We start from the raw sequence: 16958 nt of genomic DNA, 5'->3' as shown, positions 1-16958 counted from the left end.
ATTTTGAGGCCAGGTAATTGTCATTTAATTTGCATGGGAATATGCGCCGCCGGCCGTGGCCGGCGGATTTGTTTTTCGTTTTGCCGGTTGTCAGGTCTTTCTTTTTTCCGCCTCCGTGAGCGCGGCCCCGATGCGTGTCGTGTCCGCCTCGGGCCCGATCGACGCCGACAGGCGCAGGCACGAGCGCAGCGCGATGATGACGGCCCCCTCTCCCCTGACGCCTTCGATCTCGTGGAGCGCGGCGGCCAGGTGCTCGCGCGCGGCCTCCACGTGTCCCAGCCGGTGCTGCCGCAACGCGGCCACCTGGTGGGCCAGGGCACGCATGTCCCAGGGCGCACGGGGACCGGGCCGCAGGGGGGCCTTGGGGGCCACCCCGGTGGCCAGTGCGCTCTTCATGCGGCAGCGCTCGGCCGCGGCGGCCAGGCCCATCTCGCGATACAGCGCCGCCGCCCGATCCAGCCAGCCGGCCGCGCCGGGCAGGTCGTCTTGCAACTCCCTGACCATGCCGCGGAACTCATAAGCGCCCGCCTTGCCGATGAGATGGCCGGTGCCGGCGAAGACGGACTCCGCCTCGGCCAGCAGGCTCTCGGCCCGCCGGCCGTGGCCGCGCATGGCGAGCAGGAACGCCATGGGGCAGGCGACCGCGGCGTCGCGGACCGGGGTCTCGGCCAGGCGCCGGCGCAGGTCGGCGCATTCGGCGAGCGCCTGCGTGACCGGCGTGCCGCCGTAGGCCAGGCACAGCGCGAGGTTGCCGAAGATCTCGCTCTCCCCGAAGCAGTAGGCCGCCCGGCGGGCTTGGGACTCGGCGACTCTGAGGCTCGCCTCCGCGGCCCGGTAGTCGCCCGACTGGGCGGCCCGCAGGGCTTCGAGCAGCAGGAGCCGGGCCCGGGTCCCGGCGTCGCCGGACAGCTCGGCCAGGCGGTGGGCCTGGCGCAGCAGTTCGGCGTCCCACGTGCCGCGGGTGAAGAGGATGGCCAGCTCGTTGGCGCGCAGGTTGGCCGCTGCGGGGAGGTTGGCCCTGGCGGGGACGCGGGCGCGGGTGCGCCTGATCCGGGCCAGGGCCTCGGCCGGGCGGCCGCAGGCCGCCAGGGCGTAGGTCTCGATGGCGCCGATCTCCGCCTCCAGGGCGGGGCCGGCGATGCGCAGCCGCCGGGCGCGCCCGGCCAGCTCCAGCCCGAGCGAGACGTCGGCGCGGGAGATCGCCAGGCGGGCGGCCGCGCACAGGCAGCCCGCCGCCCGCGCGGCCGCCGAGCGGTCCTCGGCGGCGCCCGGCGCGAGGTCGTGCCAGGCGCGGTGGGCGTGCTCGGCGTGCAACGCGGCGGAGTCGATGTCGCCGGGGTGGTGCAGCGCGCGCCGCCGCAGATGCTCGGCGATGCCGGCGTGGACGCGGGCCCGATCGGCCAGGCGCAGCCGCGTGTAGGCCACCTCTCCCACGAAGGCGGACGTGAGCTCCAGGCCGCCCTCGGCCAGCTGGGCCAGGGCGGCGTCCACCTCGGCCTCGGCCATCCCGCAGGTGGCGAGGAGATCGGTGAGGGCGACCTGCCCGCCCCAGGCGCCCGCGCAGCCGAGGATCCGCACCGCTTGGGGGCCGAGCCGGTCGATCCGGGAGCCCAGCGCGGCCTCGGCGCTGGGCGCGATGAGGTCGCGCCGGTCGGAGCCGGTCTCCGAGGCGGTCTCCGAGCCGGTCTCTGAGGCGGTCAGGGCGGCGAGCTGCTCCAGGAACAGGGGGTTGCCGCCGCTGCGCAGGACGATCTCATCGGCGTGCGGCAGCGCCCCGGGCAGGCTCAACCGGGCCGACAGGCTCTCCAGCAGGGTACGGGACTCGGCGGGCGCGAGCAGGGGCACGGCCAGCCGGTCGGCCTCGGGGATCGGGAGCGCGGGCAGCGCGCGCCCGCTCAGCAGGAGGACGACGCTGCCGCCACCGGGCTCGTCGGGCCCGTCGCAGAGCTGGGCCAGCTGGTCCAGCGCCTTGTGGCAGTCGTCCACGATCACCACCACGGGGCGCCGGCGAGACAGCCGGGCCAGGCGGCGGCGCAGCGTCCAGCGCAGCTCCTCGGCGCTTCGGTGCGCGGCCGAGCGGCCGGCCCGTTCGTCGCGGGCGGGCCCGACCTGCCCGACCTGCCCGCCGCTCAGCCGGGCCAGCTCGTGGTCGAGCTGCTGGAGCGGCCACAGCCCGCGCCGGTCGCCGTCGTGTTTGCAGGTGACGAACAGCACCTGGCCGCGGCTTTCCAGGGCGAGGCCGAGCTGGTGCAGGATCCTGGTCTTGCCGACGCCGATGTCCCCCTCCAGGGCCAGCGTCGACAGGCCGGGCTCGCGCATCGCCCGCTCCAGCCTCGTGGTCAGGTCGGCCATCAGGCGCCGCTGGTTGACCAGCTGGTCGACCGGCCGGCCGACCGGGGGGCCGCCGTGCTGGACGTCGCCGCCCTGCTCCACCAGCCAGCACCGCAGCGGCTGGGCGAAGCCCTTGGCCTCGACGGGGTCCAGGGGGCGGCAGTGCACGGCCTGTCTGGCCAGCAGCCAGGTCTTCAGGTCGAGGACGACGCCGCCGGACGGGGCGAACTGCTGGAGCCGGGCGGCGCGGTTGGTGACGGGCCCGACGGCGAAGGAGGCCGAGCGGGTGGTGGTGAGCACTCTGCCGGAGGCGATGCCGAAGCGTACGGACAGCTCGATGCCGCGGCGGCGCAGGGCCTTGGCCCGCGCGGCCAGCCGGCGCAGGGCCTCGCCCGCGGCCTGGACGGCGCGCACCGCGTCGTCCTCGTGCTCGCCGTCCGCGCCGAAGACGCCGACCACGGCGTCCCCGATGAACTTCTCCAGGCGGCCGCCCCGGGCGTGCAGTGCCTGGCTGACATCCGTGAAGTACGCCTCCAGGACGTCGTTCCAGAGTTCGCCGCCGAGCCGTACGGCGAGTTCGGTCGAGCGTTCGACGTCGCAGAAGACGACCGTGACCAGCCGGATGCGTGCCTGCGCCGGCTGGGTGGCCGTGATCGCGACGCCGCAGGCCATGCAGAAGCGGGCGGCGGGCGGGCCGGTGGCGCCGCAGCGGCGGCAGACGGCGTCGTTCCTGGGCGCAAGGGTGGTGTTCACCAGCAGAACCCACCACCGTCCATGTGGCCCTCGACGTCGCCCGCCGCCTCCTCCAGCCGGCTCTTGACGTCGGCCAGCAGTTCGATCTCCTCCTGCGACAGCGACTGCAGCACCGCGCGCTGCTCGGGGGTGGCCAGCTCCAGGTCGAAGCCGAGTTCGGCGAGGCGGGACAGGCCGGTCATGGTCGGTCGCTCCTTTCTGCGCGCGCTACGAGCTCCCGGACGACGTCGCCCAGGCCGTGGACGGAGGTCAGCGCGCTGCGCGTGAGCAGGGACTCCTGACGGCGGCTGATCGGGCCGGTGTCGAGGAGGCGGGCGAGCCGGTCGCCGTGGTGGGCGTCCAGGAGCGCGTGGCCGGTGATCGTCCTGAACGCCGTGCCGGGCAGCCCGGTGCGGCCGGCCAGCGACCGGGCGAGTTCGCCGGCAGGGGGATACCACTCCAGCACGGCCATGTGGCCGAGCAGCGCAATGGGGTGTTCGTGGCGCAGCCAGTAGTACTGCGCGCCCACCAGCCGGGCGACCGCGGGGGCGGCCAGGCGTTCGCGCAGGTTCCGGGGAGTGCCGCCGGCTGCCGCGTAGTCGGACATGACCCAGCTGCTGTGCCCTGATTCGTCCTTGATCTGCGCGGTGTAGTAGGAGGCGAGGGCGGGCGCCACCGGGTCCGTGCGCCGCTCGCTCTCCTGCAGCGCGGCGCGCAGCAGCGGGACGGTCGCCCGCGTCATGCTGTAAGAGACCTCCAGCCAGGACAGATACGCCTCCCGGACGCGGTCGCCGCAGAACATCCGGCCGCTCGCCCGGGCCAGGCCGGGGGCGAGCAGGTCGAGCAGCGCGCGCAGCCGGGTGCCCGTCGTCGTCCTACCGGCCATGGCGCCCCTCGGGAATCGTCGCGGCCAGCGCCACGGCCATGCGCCGGGCCTCGGGCGCGGCCTCGGCGCTGTCGTGGGCGGCCCAGCAGGCGCGGCAGATGTCGGGGTAGCGCGTTTCCCGCAGCTCGGCGAACGGCGGGAGGGCGGCGAGCGCGCCGGGGCCGTGCGCGCCGACGATCTGCAGGACGGGCGAGGCCCGCAACGAGCGCAACGCGGCGGCGACCTGGCCGCGCTCACCCGCGAACGAGCGCAGCGCGGCGGGTCCGCCGCCCGCGATGACGGCCTCGCCGCAGCAGCCCAGGACCGTGCCGTCGTAGCGGATGGTGGGAGAACGGGTGAGCGGGCAGCGGCCGAAGTCCGCGCACCGCCTGCGGGGCGTGGGGTGGAAGACGCCGGCGCCGCGTCCGTGCCGCAGCGGCGTGATGACGTTCACCTCCGCGGTGGCGCCGGCCACGGCGGCAAGGGGTCCGGGCAGGCCCGGCTCGGGGCCCGGCTCGGGGCCCGGCTCCGCGAGGAGCTGGACGATGAGATGGCAGCCGGCGTCGATGATCGCCTGTGCGGCGGCGGCCGGCCGTGCCGCGCCGACCGGGTGAAAGCGGTCGGTGCTCAGGACGACCGTCGACACCTGGCGCAGGGTCCGCGTGATCCAGGAGTCCGGCCGGGCCGGCGCCCAGTAGCCGCTGGTGAAGACGACGACGTCCTTGCCCGCGTCGCGCAGGACGGAGACGGCGTGCGACAGCCCGCGCCGCTCGGCGAACGGCTCGCCGCCGGAGATCGCGACGGCCTGGAGTTCGGGCACGGCCGCGATCCCCGCCACGATCTCGGCGAACAGCTCCCAGTCGGTGATGCCGGCGCCGTCGGCCTCGGCGGAGACCGAGCAGTGGCGGCAGCCGACGGGGCAGCGGTCGGTGATGAACAGCAGCGCGCTGGCGCCGGGTGTGGCGCGCAGCCGCTCGGTGTCGGCCAGTGTCAGTCTGCGCACGCGTCCTCCGATCCCAGGGCGACCAGGCGGCTGTAGCGGGCCGACCCCCATCGCGCCACGAAGCGGTAGGGGTCACGATCCTCGGCCAGGGCGCGGGCCATCCGCTCCACGGCCTGGCCGGCCGCTCCGGCCAGGTACTGCTGCGCGCGCGCCGCCGTTGCCGGCTCCTCGGACAGGCCCATGCACGTCGCGCATGGGCCGCCGGCGCGCTCGCCGGAGCCGAAACGCCGCTGGGTCAGCTCGGGGCCGATCGCCCGGACCATCCGCAGCAGGGCGCGGGCCTCGCGCCGGGCCCGTAGCGCCGGCCAGCCGTCCGCGGCCTGGCCCAGGACCAGATGCGCGGGGCGATGCCGCTCGAGCAGGCTCTGGCGGGCGCAGCCGTACACGGTGCCGTCGTAGCCGACCAGCGGCCAGGTGGCGAAGTCGCAAGGCGCGGGCCCAGGGGCGGGCCCAGGGGTCGGCCCAGGGGTCGGCCCGGCAACAGGCGCAGCGGCAGGCCCAGCGACAGGCGCGGAGGGTCGGGCCAGGGCGCGGGCCCGGCCGGTCGGCTGGAGATGGGTGACCAGGACGGGCACCCGGTCGGCGAACTCGCGCCTGATGTCGGCGACGGCCTCGGCCAGGTACGGGTCGTCGTCGTCGACGCCGGTGAGCTGGAAGCTCACGGCGGGCACGAGGTCCAGCGCGGCGTGGACCGCGCGGTAGACCTCCGCCCTGGCCACCTCGCGCTCGTGGTGGGCATCCAGGCTGGCCGCCAGGTGGTCGACGGAGCCGAGCGCGCGCCGGATCGGCCCCGGCAGCCCTCGCCCGGATCGCGCGAAGTACATGCCCGACAGGACGTAGCTGCGGGTCCCGGCCTGCCTGGCCCGTCCGGCGAGCTCGGCCACGAGGCCCGCCCGCAGCAGCGGTTCCCCGCCCGACATCAGCATGACCTCGGGATGGTCGTCGCGGGTGAACGACTCCACCAGCCGTCGGAAGGGGCCGCCCGGGAACTGCGTCCCGCCCATCGAGGAGTTGGTCGAGCAGTGAGCGCACGACAGGGGGCAACGCTGCGTGAGCGCCAGCTGGATCCCGGCGGCGGGGATCGCGCGCAGTGCGGCTATCTCGGCCAGGTGCATGCCGTGCCTACCCGCGCTCGCCCAGCAGCTCGGCCAGGGCGGTGACCAGGGCGTCGGCGGCCTCGCGGCCCTTGCCGTCCCGGCGGCCCAGCGCGGCGTCCAGCCGCCGCAACGGGTCCGACTCCTGTTGCGCCCGCAGGCCCGGTCCCAGGGATCGGGCCGCGACCAGCAGGGACAGCGCCGCCGACGACTGGCGGGTGATCTCCGTGAGCAGCTCGATCGCCGCGGTGTCGCCGTAACCGTCCAGGCGGGGATCCAGCACCTCCAGCACGCCGATCGAATCGCCGTCGAGGTCCAGGGGGCCGGCCATGATCTCGTTCGGCACGAATCCGGTGCTCTCGGCGAACTCGCGGTTGAACCGCGGGTCGCGCCGCAGATCGTGCGCGATGATCGTCTCTCCGGTGTTCCAGACCCACCCGACGATGCCCTGGTCGCAGGGGACGGACACGCCCAGCAACCGGTCCTCGCCCGCGCCCGAGGAGGCCTCGAAGACGAGCTCGTCGCGCCGGCGGTCGTACAGGAACACCGAGGCCGCGCCGGATCGGAAGGCGAGGCGGGCCAGCCGTACCGACGAGCGCAGCAGCTCGTCGTGGGTGGCCGGGTCGAGGAGCCGGCCGACCGTGGGGCGCAGGGCGCCCGGGATCTCGTAACTCACGTCTCTCCTCACCTGAGATTGCCTGCCGCGCCCGCCAGCACCTGCTTGAGCTGCGCCGTCCTGAACCCCGGGTGTTTTTGCAGGATGCGCGCGCACAGTCCGGTGACGTGGGGGGCGGCGAAGCTGTTGCCGGATACGGTCAGCCTCGCGCCGGGCGGTCCCGCCGCCGGGATGCCGACTCCGGGGGCGAAGAACTCGACGGGCGGGTCGGGGCTGAGTTCGATGTGCTCGGGGTCCTGCGCATCGTGGGAGCCCACGGACAGCACGGAGGGGAAGCGCCACGGGTAGCTGTCCACCGGGCTGTTGTGCGCGGCCGACACCAGGGTCACCCCGGCGAAGTAGGCCTCGTCCGCCAGGTCGTGGAGCCGTTCCTTGAAGGCCGGTTTGCGGGTGGACAGGCTCAGGTTGACCAGGGCGAAGCGGTGCCGGATGGCCCATTGCAGGGCCGCGAGCAGTGCCTCGCCCTGGCCGTGCAGGTTGCGTCCCAGGACGCGGACGCTGACCAGGTCGCAGTCCGGCGCCAGCCGGCGGATGATCGCCGCGCACGTGGTCCCGTGTCCCGCGCTGTCGCCGTCCTGGTCCGGCTCGACCGTCCAGGAGGTCCCGCTCTCCCGTACGGCGAAGCAGTCGACGCGGCCGCGGGCGTCCTCGGCCCGGACGCCGCTGTCGATCAGGCACACGCGTACGTTCCTGCCGGTGGCCTCGCCCCAGGCCCAGTGGCGCGAGATCGCGCCGGGCAGCACCAGGCTGCGCGCGTCCACCGTGGCTCCCGTGGAGGTGTGGGCGAAGCGGATGGTCCTGCGCGGGCGCGCCGCCGTGCCGGTCATGACCGGTGACCGGCGCCGTCGTGGGCGCGCAGGCGGTAGTGCAGGCCGCCGACCGCGGGCGTCTCGACCGTCAGCGCGCCGCGCAGGGCCGAGGCGGGCGCGGGTAGCGCGTGCGCCACGACTTCGGCGGCCTCGCCGCGTGCCGAGCCCTCGCGCAGGAGGATCAGTGCCACGGGGACGAGTACCACCATGGCCGCCACGACGATCGGCTGGAAGGAGCCCATGGCGCCCAGCCAGAGCGCGCCGATCGCCAGCCCGCCCACCTGCGCGAGGTTGGTGTAGGCGTCGAGCGTGGCGAAGGAGCGCCCCAGCAGCTGTTCCGGTACGGCGTTCTGCACGACCGTGACGTAGACCACGAAGAGCACCGACGTCCCCAGGCCGACCAGCGCGATGCCCGTCACCGCCAGCGGCGCGACACCCGACAGCAGGGCGGGGCCGACCGCGCAGAAGGCGGCCGTCACGCACAGGCCCGCGCCGCGGATCCGGTGGGCGGTGGCGAACCAGGTGCCCAGGGGGCCGCCGAGCATCCCGCCGATGGCCTGGCCGGTGGCCAGGACTCCGGCGAAGTCCGGTGACGCGGCCAGCCCCGAGGTGATCATCGCGAACCAGCTGCTGGACAGGAACCCGGCCGCCAGGCCGCACCCGAGGTTGAGCAGGGTGACCGTGCGCAGTTCTGGCCGGCTGGTGATGAGCCTGGTGCCGCGCCGCAGGGACTGGATGTAGCTTTCGGGCTCCGAGCGCGTCGGCCGGTGTCTCGCCGCCCGCGCGAGGGGGGCGAGCAGTGCCAGGGACACGAGGAACGTGGCGATGTCGAAGACGATCACGGCGGTGATGCCGCCGGACATCGTGAAGATCAGCACCCCGGTCCCCGGGGCGGCGAGCCGGCCGGCCTGCATCGCCGACTGCAGCCACCCGTTCACCGACGACAGCCGGCCGGCCGGGGCGAGCTGGGGCAGCAGCGCGTCGCCCGCCACCGAGATCAGGCCGGCGTTGACGCCCTGCAGGAGCTGGACGACGTAGACGATCCAGATGTCGGAGGGGTCGTCGACGAGGAAGAAGCACGAGATCATCGCCGCTCCGGCGGCCTGGCTCACGGCGAGGGCGGCCAGCCGGTCCATTCTGTCGATCAGCTGGCCGATGAGAGGGTAGGCGAGGGTCGGCAGGGCGAACAGCAGCATCGACAGGGCGGCCGCGTCGTCGCGTCCGGTCAGGGTCCTGACCCAGATGACCACGACCATGCCGGATGCCCAGCTGCCGAAGGTCGACAGGGCGCGGGAGCCGACGAAACACACCAGGAGCGCACGGCCAGGGTTGGCGATCATGGACCTCTCTCCAGTGGGGTCAGGCCAGCGGGATCGGCGCGAGGTTGACGGGCCGCCCGCTGACCAGGGCCTCGCGGGCGGGGTGGCGACGCAGGCGGCGGGCGAGGTCGGGGCTGCCGGGTCCCAGTTCGAGCGGATACAGGTCCGGGGAGCGGGCGACGATCGTGTGGATCCCGTGGGGGCGCAGCCAGGCGGGCGTGATGTCGGCCACGTGGAGCGCGACGCCGCCGCGGGCCAGCCGCTCGGCCAGAGCGCGTACGTTCTGCTCGCTGTCGTCCTGCTTGCTGTCGTTCTGCTTGCTGTCGTCGCCGGGCGCGGCGGCCCGGGCGGTGGTGACGGGTCCCGAGTCGAGGAGGTCGAGCAACCGGGCCTTGTCCGGATCGAGGTAGTAGAAGGCGTGGTCGATGAAGTCCGCGAACGTGAGCTCCTCGTGCCGTCCCAGCCTGAGGCGTTCCGCGGCGACCTGGTGGACGCTGCCGGCCTCGACGGCGGCGCGCGCGGCCGCTCGCCGCAGCGTGCGGTCCGCGGCGCTGCCGACGGTGCGTACCTGGTGGCCGTCCACCTGCCCGCCGGCGACGCTGACGACGGTCGGCAGGTCGTGCAGGGGCGAAAGGTCGGCCAGGGTGAGGGTCAGGCCCTGCCCGCGCAGCGCTTCGACCTGGTCGGGAACGAGGTCGTCGGCGGGCAGGCGCGGCGGGCGCAGGCCGAAGCGCCACGTCGTCATGAGGGCGTCGCGTTCCAGTAGTTCAAGGAGGCCGCGCTCCACCGCGCTCCAGTAGGAGTCGCCGGCGGCCGCCCCGTTCGAGGTCGGCCGGTCGGGGCCGGCGGCCCTGGGGCAGGGTGGCGGGTGAAGGTAGAAGTCGCCCGCGGGACGCTCGAGCATGGTGCCGGAGGCGAGGTCGCGCACCGGGATGGTCCGGCCGGCGAGCGGGCAGTCCGGGCCGGCCGGCGCCGGCCCGCGGCCCGGAGGTTCCCTGAGGGCCAGGCGTTCGGCGCATTCGTAGAGCGCGTTCCTTCTGGCCCACGCCTTGTGCGGCGAGCGTCCCGCGCCGCTCGTCGGGATGTACGCGCCGTGCAGCCGATCGACCGCCACCCCTGAGGCGATCACCAGCCAGTCCGCGCCGCCGTGGGTGTGCGGGGCGTGTTCGGTGACCTCGAACACGGGTCCGGTGCGCGCCGAGACCAGGGCCTGCTCCAGGGCCTGCTCCGGGCCCGCGGGCATCACCATGACGCCTCGCCCCCGCAGGCGGGGCAGGCGGCCACCGGCACGAGGGTGTGACGGGTGATGGCGGCCCCCGGCTGCGTCGGCACCTCGAAGTACGATCCGGGCGGCGAGGGGTCCGCGCGCAGCCAGTCCAGCGCCATGCGGGCCGCCAGGCCGGCGATCATGTGGAGGTGCCACGGGCCGGCCGGTCCCGATCTGCCCGAGCGCATCAGGACGCCGTACTCGGCCGGGTGGGCGTAGGCGCTGCTGCGCCTGGACCAGTAGCACTCCAGGCACCCGGTACGGCCGGGCACGAACAGCGGGCCGACGAGCACCGGGGCCGCCGCCCGCGGGTGCACCAGCAGCCACGGGGCCCCGGCGGCCAGGAAGGCGCGGTTGACCCTCCGCAGGTCGCCCGCCCCCGCGACGACCACGGCCAGCCCGCCGGGCGGGCACGGGCCCGGGACGGGCTTGCCGTACACCTCGTGGGGTTGCCCGCGCAGCTCGGCGCGCAGCAGGTCCTCGATGAGGGCGGCGCTCGCCCCGCTCCCCTGCACGGTGATCGACCGGCCGGCGGGCGCGCCGGCCCCGGGGTCGCGCTCACGCAGGACGCCCCGCTCGGCGAGCCGGCTCAGCCGGGCGGCGGTGTCCGGGCCGGAACGGATGACCCGCTGCCGGCCGGCCAGCAGTTCGCGCACCTGCCGGCCGATCCGCCCCCGCAGGATGGCGTACCAGCCGTGTGCCGAGACGATGACACCGCCGGGCAGGTCGTGGAGGTCGGCCCAGCTCGCGTGCGGCGTCGGCTCGTACTCGATCGGCGGCGGGTCAGTCACAGCGGACCAGCCCCTTCGACTGCGCGGCCAGGTCCAGCCGCTGCCGCCAGTTGAACTTGTAGCTGGGGCAGGGCGGGGCGCCGTCGTGCCACAGCTTCGGGCAGCTGCCGCCGCACACGGGCAGGAACGGGCAGCGGGCGCAGGGCCACCGGTCCTGCTCGATCTCGTCGTACCAGGTGTCGAACATGCCGGCGGGCCGCAGGGCGGTGGTGGCGAGTTCGTCGAGCGTGGCGAGCACGCCGCTGTCGCGGTCGCGGGGCACCAGGGGGTGCTCCGAGCAGGAGTAGACGGCGCCGGACGGGTCGAGGAGCTCGCCGTTCCTGGTCGTGGCCAGGCACGTCGTGCTCCTGCGCCGGGTGGGCAGCAGCCGGAAGCGCAGCCCCAGCGAGCGGGCCAGCGCCAGCCACTCGGCCTCCCGCTCGGCGTAGCCCGCCGGGGTGAGCTCCACGTCGGAGACGTCGTTGCCCCAGGAATGCACCGGCATGAGGTCGAGGTCGACCGACGGGTGCCCGAGCCCGTGCGCCGCCAGGGTCTGCAGCAGGCCGGGGATGTCGTCCTGGTTCTCGGCATCGACGTTCACGCGGATGTCGAAACGCAGCTGCGGATGGTTGCCGGCGGCCAGCACCGATGACAGCAGAGCGACGATCTTGCCGAAGGTCCGGCGGCCGTTCTTCATCTTCCTTCTGCGGTCATGGGTGTCGGCGGCGCCGTCCAGCGTCACCTGGATGGCGCGCACCCCGCACTCCTCGTACAGGACGTCCACCCGGCGCTCGTCGAGGAGGCTGCCGTTGGTGATGATCGCCGCGGAGTAACGGGTGCCGTGCCGGGCGGCGGCGGGCAGGAACCGCCCGCTCATCTCGACGATGGTGCGAAAGCCCAGCAGCGGTTCGCCGCCGAACCAGGTGACCTCGACGTGGCCGGTGTGGGGGTCCGACATGGCCGCCAGAACGCGGGCGATCATCCGTTCCATCCGCTCGTGCCGCAGCGAGCCCTTGCGATGCTCCTGGCCGCAGTAGCTGCACGCCATGTTGCAGTAGGCCGTCGGCATGATGGTGAATCCGCGCAGCCCGGGACGGGCGGAGGTGTCCCTGATGCCGTCCAGCACCGAGCCGAGCTCGTCTTGAGGGGGCACCAGGATCTCGCGGCGGGTCAGGTCGTCGCGGACGTCCTGACCCAGCTCGGCCAGGGCGCCCGTTTCCAGCAGGCGCGCGGTCCGCGGCGAGACGGAGAAGACGCGGCCGGTCCTGGTCGAGTAGCCCAGGCACACCCGTTCGCCGGCCTGGGTCCGGTATTCGTGTGGCGACAGGAGAAGGTATCTGCTGCGTACCAGAGGTGACATCGGCGGCATCCGATCCATGGCTGGCGTGTGGTTCAACCGTGCGCGCCGGCCGATGCGCCCGAAACCCTCCTCCAGAGGGGTGTTGCGGCCGCTCCCCCGCCGTCGAGGGGCGGACCTCGGCGGCGCTTTGCTGGAACGTGATCGGCATGCGGGATTTTCGTTTCGGGTGCAACGTGTTCAGCGTCGGCACGCGCACGGAGTTCGTCGCCACGTGCCGCGAGGCGGACGCCTACGGCTTCGACGTCGTCCTCGTGCCCGACCATCTGGGCAGCGGGGCGGGCAAGCCGTCGGCGACGGCGCCCTTCCCCGCCCTGGCGCTGGCGGCCGAGACCGGCGGGCGGATGCGGGTGGGTACGTTCGTGCTCAACATCGCCTACTGGAACCCGTACCTGCTGGCCAGGGAGGCGGCCACCACTGACCGGCTCATCGGGGGCAGGCTCGAGATCGGGCTGGGAGCCGGGCATCTGCCCGGGGAGGCCGCGGAGGCCGGCATCGCGTGGGCGAGGTTCGGGGACCGGCTGGCGCGGCTGGAGTCCGCGGTCGAGCGGCTACGGCTGCTGCTGGAGCAGGACGACAGGTACGCCGGCGCCCAGCGGCCGCGCCCGCCCCTGCTGATCGCCGGCACCGGCGACCGGATCCTGCGGCTGGCGGCGCGGCGGGCCGACATCGTGGCCGTGGCGGGCGCCTACCCGTGCCCAGGGGGGCGGCCGCGGCTCGGGACCGCGCGAGAGATCGACGAGCGGGTGCGGTTCGTGACCGGCCAGGCGGGCGAGCGGGCGGGCGGGCTGGAGCTGAACCTCCTCGTCCACGAAGTGATCATCACGGGGAACAGGCGGTCGGCCGCGGCGGACCTGGTCGCCGCGCACTATCCCTACTACAGCGTCGCCGACGCCCTGGACAGTCCGTTCCTGCTGATCGGCACCAGGAAGCAGATCGCCGAGCAGATCCTCGAGCGCCGCGAGCGCTACGGCTTCAGCTACATCGCCGTCCACGACTGCGAGATGCGGAGCCTGGGCCCGGTGATCGGGGAGCTGGGGCGGGCTGGCCGATGACGGATCCGGACTCCTTGAACGTGCTGCTGTCCCCGTACGGGGTCGTCTCCCGGGTGGAGACGGCACACGAGCTGGACAGTCCCGAGCGGCTGTCGTTCGCCGTGGCCGGCATCGGCAGCGGCATGCCGGGGCGGGCCACCTCCAGTTACGGCCGGATCCAGAAGGGCGGTCTGGCGGCGGTGAACCACGTGTTCAGCGGCGGCCGGGCCTGGGACTCCCCGGCGATGGCGCGCTTCGTGGCCATCGCGGAGGGCGCGGAGCGCTACGCCGGGTTCGACATCCTCGGCGAGGAGCGGATCTGGGCCAGCGCCGACGAGCTCGGCGGCGACTGCCTGGACCCGGCGCGCTACCCGCGCTGCTCCCCCGTGGAGTACGCCGCCGCGGACTGCCCGATGCGCCCCTTCGACCCGGCGGCCCGCATCCGGTGGTCGCGGGGGCTCGACCTGGTCACCGGGCGCGAGGTCTGGGTGCCGTCCGTCATGGCCTGCCCGGGGCTGCGGGACGCGGTGCCGGCGGAGGGCTTCACCTTCCGCATGTCGACGGGCATGGCGGTGCACACCGACCCCGTGGAGGCGGTCGTCCAGGGGATCTGCGAGGTCGTGGAACGGGACGCGGCGGCGCTCGCCTGGCTGCAACGCCTGCCGCTGCCCCGGATCGCGGCCGGCGACCGCTCCGAGGCGGCACAGGTGACGATCGACTGGTGCGCGGCTCGGTCCGTCGAGACCCACCTGTTCGACGCCTCGACCGAGCTCGGCGTCCCGGTCGCCTACTGCGTCCTGGCCGACCGCCGCGACCGGCGAGCCTGCCACGCCGTGGGCGCGGGCACCGGGCGCACCCTTCGCGCGGCGGCGGACAAGGCGCTGTTCGAGGCCGTCGGCATGCGGGCCGAGCTGCGCCGGGCGACGGGCCCGGCGCCGGACTCCCCCGCGGACTTCCGCGCGATGGAGGACGGCGCGCGGTACATGGGCGCGGCAGGCCGGGCGCCGGCGTTCGCGTTCCTGCTGGGTCAGGCGGGGACGGGCGCCGGGCGGCCCGCGCTGCCGGCAGCGCTGCCGACAGTGCTGCCGGCAGCGCCCGACCTGGCGTTGCGGCACCTCGTGAGCGGCCTGGCCGCGGCGGGGATGAGGGCCGTTGTGGTCGACCGCACCCCCGACGAACTGGCCGGCGCCGGGCTGAGCGCGGTCAACGTCATCGTCCCCGACCTCCAGCCGCTCAGCCTGCATCCGCGCGCCCAGTTCAAGGGCCATCCCCGCCTGTACGAGGCGCCCGCCCGCATGGGCCACAGGGTGCTGGCAGAGGAGGAGCTGAATCCGTGGCCGCAACCGTTCGCGTGATCGCCGTGGGGCAGGGGCCGTTCGGCGCCCGGGTCGCCGACCGTCTCCAGGACCGGCCGCCCGGCGCCCGGTTCACCGTCGACAATCTCGACGCCCGGTTCACCGTCGACGATCTCGACGCCCGGTTCACCGTCGACGATCTCGACGCGGTGTTCGCCGCCGGGGCGCAGGCCGTCGTGGTGGCGCTGTGGCGGCCGGTGCCGGACCTGTGCGAACGCGCCGACGAGCTGTCGCACGCCACCGGTACGGCCTGGCTGCCGGTCGTCATGGAGGACGCCTCGATCATCGTCGGGCCACTGGTGCGGCCGGGCAGCGGTCCGTGCTTCCGCTGCTACGCCGACCGGCGCGTCCAGCACGACCCGCGCTGGCACCGGACGCGGGCCGCGTACGCGGCCTACGACTGCGACCCGGCCCTCGGCCCGGCCGGGTTCCGGCCGCGGCATGCGGACGTGGCCGCGACGGCGGCCCGCCTGCTGCTGCGCCCGGCCGGGGACGGCCAGGCAAGGGCAGCCCGGGATGCGGCGGGAGACGCGGCGGGAGCGGTGATCACCCTCTCGATTCCCGGCCTGTCCCTCTCTCGCGACCGGGTGGTGGCCTGTCACGGCTGTGACCGCTGCGGCCGTCCACGGCCGGCCCGCGACCTACGGCGCCTGCTTCGACTCGGCGAATGGCGCACCCCACAGTGAACGACGGAGGGCAGATGGCCACGTTCGGACCCGGATACTTCCAGGCTCTTCCCATCTTCGGCGTCGGGGTCGGGGTCAACCCGTCCGACCTGCACGCCGACTACCTGGCGGACTCGCCGGGACGGATCGACTACTTCGAGATCACCGCCCCGTCGGCCCGTCACCTGGGCGGGCCGACCGGCTACGCGGAGATCAGGCATCGCCGCAACGCCAGGAGCAAGGGATTCGTCGCCATGAAGATCCCGCAGGTGGCCGGCGAGAAACGGGTGCTGGTGCACAGCACGAACATCAATCCCGTCTATCCCGACCCGCCGACGGCCGAGGACCTGGCCGAGCTCGCCGAGCTGGTCGAGGTGACCCGTACCCCGTGGATCACCGAGGACCTCGGGGTCTGGCTCATGTCCGAGCGGCACGTGTACCCGCACTTCATGCCGTTCCCGCTGACCGACGCGACCCTCGTGGTCACGGCCGGCAACGTCCGCGAGGTGCAGGAGCGGCTCGGCGTACCCTTCAACGCGGAGTTCCCGCCGACCACGTTGGTCGTCGGCGACATGCACGCCTTCGACTTCTTCGCCGAGCTGACCCGGGAGACGGGCTGCGGCATGTGCTTCGACCTGGGGCACGTGCTGAGCTACCAGATCGCCCGGGGCGCCGCGCCCACGAGCGACTTCCACCGGCTGCCGTGGTCGTACATCACCGAGATCCACGTCGCGGGCGGCGGCATCGACCTGCGCGAGGACGGCTACCACTACGACGACACGCACGGCGACCAGCCCATCATCTCGGTCTGCCTGGACATGCTCGACGAGGTCGTCCGCAACGCTCCCAACCTGCGGGCGATCACTCTGGAGGTGTTCGGCGCGAAGATCCCGGCCCGCGCCCTGGCCAGGATCGACGAGATCAGGGCCAGGCCGGCGGTCGCCTCCTGGCTCGCCGGGACGCGGCCGGCGCCGCCGCCGCGCCCCTCGCGCGAGCAGGCACGTCTGAGGACCAAGAAGGCGACCGTGGGGATGTACGACCTTCTGCACGGCGGCTCCCCCGTCCGGCTCCCGGCTGCCGGCGAGGAGGTGCTGGAGGTGTTCGCGGTCGCCGAACAGCGCAGGTGGGAGTACGAACGCCTGTCCCGGATCCAGCTGCACGGCCGCTTCGCCACCAGCTATTACCCCCTCGCGACCCGCTGGCTCATGCGCCGGACCGGTCTGGACCGGGGCGCGTTCTACGACCTGCTGGTCCCGCCGCTGCTCCAGGACAGGTCGCGGGAGCTGTGGGAGAAGGCCAGGTCGGCCTACGAGGACCTCGTCGCGCAGGACCCCGGCGATGCCGTCGGGCCCGAGCTCGTCCGCGTCGAGAGCTGGATGAACCTCTGCGCGGCCGGGGCGGCCGCCCCGGACACGATCGACGTCGGGGTCGACCTGACCTATCTCAGCGACGCCTTCCGCGGCGGCTCCCTCGACCCGCAGCGGGCGCTGCTGCCGGCCCGGGTGACGGTGCGGCACCTGGGCGAGTGCCGGTTCGCCTTCGTCGCCGGGCCCGCGTGCGCAGCCGACGGGACAGCCGGCGGGGCAGCCGGTGGAGCGGAGGCCGATCTGGCCGATCTCAGCTACCACACCCTCGTCGAGCCGGGGACGGCGACCTGCTGCACGGGCCAGTGAGGCGCACG

The 16958-nt window shown here is 74.2% G+C and carries 15 protein-coding genes; 4 read left to right on the top strand and 11 right to left on the bottom strand.

Annotation, left to right across the window (positions count from 1 at the left end; all coding sequences use genetic code 11):
* Nucleotides 1-90: 90 nt before the first annotated feature.
* From AB0L65_RS22805 to AB0L65_RS22755, 11 genes are read right to left on the bottom strand one after another with little or no spacing between them, the layout of a single operon-like run.
* Entirely contained in the window at nucleotides 91-3084 is a 2994-nt protein-coding gene (locus AB0L65_RS22805) for an adenylate/guanylate cyclase domain-containing protein (RefSeq protein ID WP_364248494.1), read from the bottom strand.
* Nucleotides 3081-3266: an aroma-sacti cluster domain-containing protein gene (locus tag AB0L65_RS22800; protein ID WP_364248492.1), complete on the bottom strand. Its 186-nt coding sequence runs from the start codon at nucleotides 3264-3266 to the stop codon at nucleotides 3081-3083. Before AB0L65_RS22800 ends, AB0L65_RS22805 begins: the two co-directional genes overlap by 4 nt.
* A complete protein-coding gene (locus AB0L65_RS22795; protein ID WP_364248490.1) occupies nucleotides 3263-3949 on the bottom strand; it encodes an iron-containing redox enzyme family protein in 687 nt (228 codons plus the stop codon). Before AB0L65_RS22795 ends, AB0L65_RS22800 begins: the two co-directional genes overlap by 4 nt.
* Entirely contained in the window at nucleotides 3939-4931 is a 993-nt protein-coding gene (locus AB0L65_RS22790) for a hypothetical protein (protein ID WP_364248488.1), read from the bottom strand. The genes AB0L65_RS22795 and AB0L65_RS22790 overlap by 11 nt, the downstream gene beginning before the upstream one ends.
* Complete coding sequence (locus AB0L65_RS22785) at nucleotides 4919-6046, bottom strand: radical SAM protein (protein ID WP_364248486.1); 1128 nt, start codon at nucleotides 6044-6046, stop codon at nucleotides 4919-4921. Before AB0L65_RS22785 ends, AB0L65_RS22790 begins: the two co-directional genes overlap by 13 nt.
* Before the next feature lie 7 nt (nucleotides 6047-6053).
* Nucleotides 6054-6701, bottom strand: a complete 648-nt coding sequence (locus AB0L65_RS22780; RefSeq protein ID WP_364248484.1) for a GAF domain-containing protein — start codon at nucleotides 6699-6701, stop codon at nucleotides 6054-6056.
* Between the two features lie 8 nt (nucleotides 6702-6709).
* Nucleotides 6710-7528 carry a S8 family serine peptidase gene (locus AB0L65_RS22775; RefSeq protein WP_364248482.1) on the bottom strand — a complete coding sequence of 273 codons (819 nt, stop codon included), beginning with the start codon at nucleotides 7526-7528 and terminating at the stop codon, nucleotides 6710-6712.
* Nucleotides 7525-8850, bottom strand: a complete 1326-nt coding sequence (locus tag AB0L65_RS22770) for an MFS transporter (RefSeq protein WP_364248480.1) — start codon at nucleotides 8848-8850, stop codon at nucleotides 7525-7527. Before AB0L65_RS22770 ends, AB0L65_RS22775 begins: the two co-directional genes overlap by 4 nt.
* Nucleotides 8851-8869: 19 nt before the next feature.
* Nucleotides 8870-10078, bottom strand: coding sequence for a YcaO-like family protein (locus AB0L65_RS22765; RefSeq protein ID WP_364248478.1), 1209 nt, complete (start codon nucleotides 10076-10078; stop codon nucleotides 8870-8872).
* Nucleotides 10072-10887, bottom strand: a complete 816-nt coding sequence (locus tag AB0L65_RS22760; RefSeq protein ID WP_364248476.1) for a TOMM precursor leader peptide-binding protein — start codon at nucleotides 10885-10887, stop codon at nucleotides 10072-10074. The genes AB0L65_RS22765 and AB0L65_RS22760 overlap by 7 nt, the downstream gene beginning before the upstream one ends.
* Complete coding sequence (locus AB0L65_RS22755; protein ID WP_364248474.1) at nucleotides 10880-12226, bottom strand: radical SAM protein; 1347 nt, start codon at nucleotides 12224-12226, stop codon at nucleotides 10880-10882. The genes AB0L65_RS22760 and AB0L65_RS22755 overlap by 8 nt, the downstream gene beginning before the upstream one ends.
* A gap of 146 nt (nucleotides 12227-12372) precedes the next feature.
* Here AB0L65_RS22755 and AB0L65_RS22750 point away from each other — a divergent pair, with 146 nt between their 5' ends.
* The 4 genes from AB0L65_RS22750 to AB0L65_RS22735 are packed head-to-tail and all read left to right on the top strand — an operon-like array spanning nucleotide 12373 to nucleotide 16950.
* Nucleotides 12373-13278 carry a TIGR03621 family F420-dependent LLM class oxidoreductase gene (locus AB0L65_RS22750; RefSeq protein ID WP_364248472.1) on the top strand — a complete coding sequence of 302 codons (906 nt, stop codon included), beginning with the start codon at nucleotides 12373-12375 and terminating at the stop codon, nucleotides 13276-13278.
* Nucleotides 13275-14612, top strand: coding sequence for a YcaO-like family protein (locus AB0L65_RS22745; RefSeq protein WP_364248470.1), 1338 nt, complete (start codon nucleotides 13275-13277; stop codon nucleotides 14610-14612). Before AB0L65_RS22750 ends, AB0L65_RS22745 begins: the two co-directional genes overlap by 4 nt.
* Complete coding sequence (locus AB0L65_RS22740) at nucleotides 14591-15298, top strand: TOMM precursor leader peptide-binding protein (RefSeq protein ID WP_364248468.1); 708 nt, start codon at nucleotides 14591-14593, stop codon at nucleotides 15296-15298. The genes AB0L65_RS22745 and AB0L65_RS22740 overlap by 22 nt, the downstream gene beginning before the upstream one ends.
* 14 nt (nucleotides 15299-15312) lie before the next feature.
* Nucleotides 15313-16950 (top strand): DUF692 family multinuclear iron-containing protein, encoded by a 1638-nt coding sequence (locus tag AB0L65_RS22735; RefSeq protein ID WP_364248466.1) that lies wholly within the window; start codon nucleotides 15313-15315, stop codon nucleotides 16948-16950.
* The last annotated feature ends 8 nt before the right edge of the window (nucleotides 16951-16958 follow it).

It is taken from the genome of Nonomuraea sp. NPDC052116, assembly GCF_040680035.1.
In the GTDB taxonomy this organism is placed as follows: domain Bacteria; phylum Actinomycetota; class Actinomycetes; order Streptosporangiales; family Streptosporangiaceae; genus Nonomuraea; species Nonomuraea angiospora_A.
The sequence above is the reverse complement of the archived record's forward strand: the minus strand, read 5'-3'. Positions and strand labels throughout refer to the sequence as shown.

Coding starts and splice junctions, on each gene's coding strand:
- AB0L65_RS22770 (WP_364248480.1), bottom strand. CDS start 8,850: ATGATCGCCAACCCTGGCCGTGCGCTCCTGGTGTGTTTCGTCGGCTCC.
- AB0L65_RS22775 (WP_364248482.1), bottom strand. CDS start 7,528: ATGACCGGCACGGCGGCGCGCCCGCGCAGGACCATCCGCTTCGCCCAC.
- AB0L65_RS22765 (WP_364248478.1), bottom strand. CDS start 10,078: ATGGTGATGCCCGCGGGCCCGGAGCAGGCCCTGGAGCAGGCCCTGGTC.
- AB0L65_RS22750 (WP_364248472.1), top strand. CDS start 12,373: ATGCGGGATTTTCGTTTCGGGTGCAACGTGTTCAGCGTCGGCACGCGC.
- AB0L65_RS22755 (WP_364248474.1), bottom strand. CDS start 12,226: ATGTCACCTCTGGTACGCAGCAGATACCTTCTCCTGTCGCCACACGAA.
- AB0L65_RS22745 (WP_364248470.1), top strand. CDS start 13,275: ATGACGGATCCGGACTCCTTGAACGTGCTGCTGTCCCCGTACGGGGTC.
- AB0L65_RS22800 (WP_364248492.1), bottom strand. CDS start 3,266: ATGACCGGCCTGTCCCGCCTCGCCGAACTCGGCTTCGACCTGGAGCTG.
- AB0L65_RS22735 (WP_364248466.1), top strand. CDS start 15,313: ATGGCCACGTTCGGACCCGGATACTTCCAGGCTCTTCCCATCTTCGGC.
- AB0L65_RS22795 (WP_364248490.1), bottom strand. CDS start 3,949: ATGGCCGGTAGGACGACGACGGGCACCCGGCTGCGCGCGCTGCTCGAC.
- AB0L65_RS22785 (WP_364248486.1), bottom strand. CDS start 6,046: ATGCACCTGGCCGAGATAGCCGCACTGCGCGCGATCCCCGCCGCCGGG.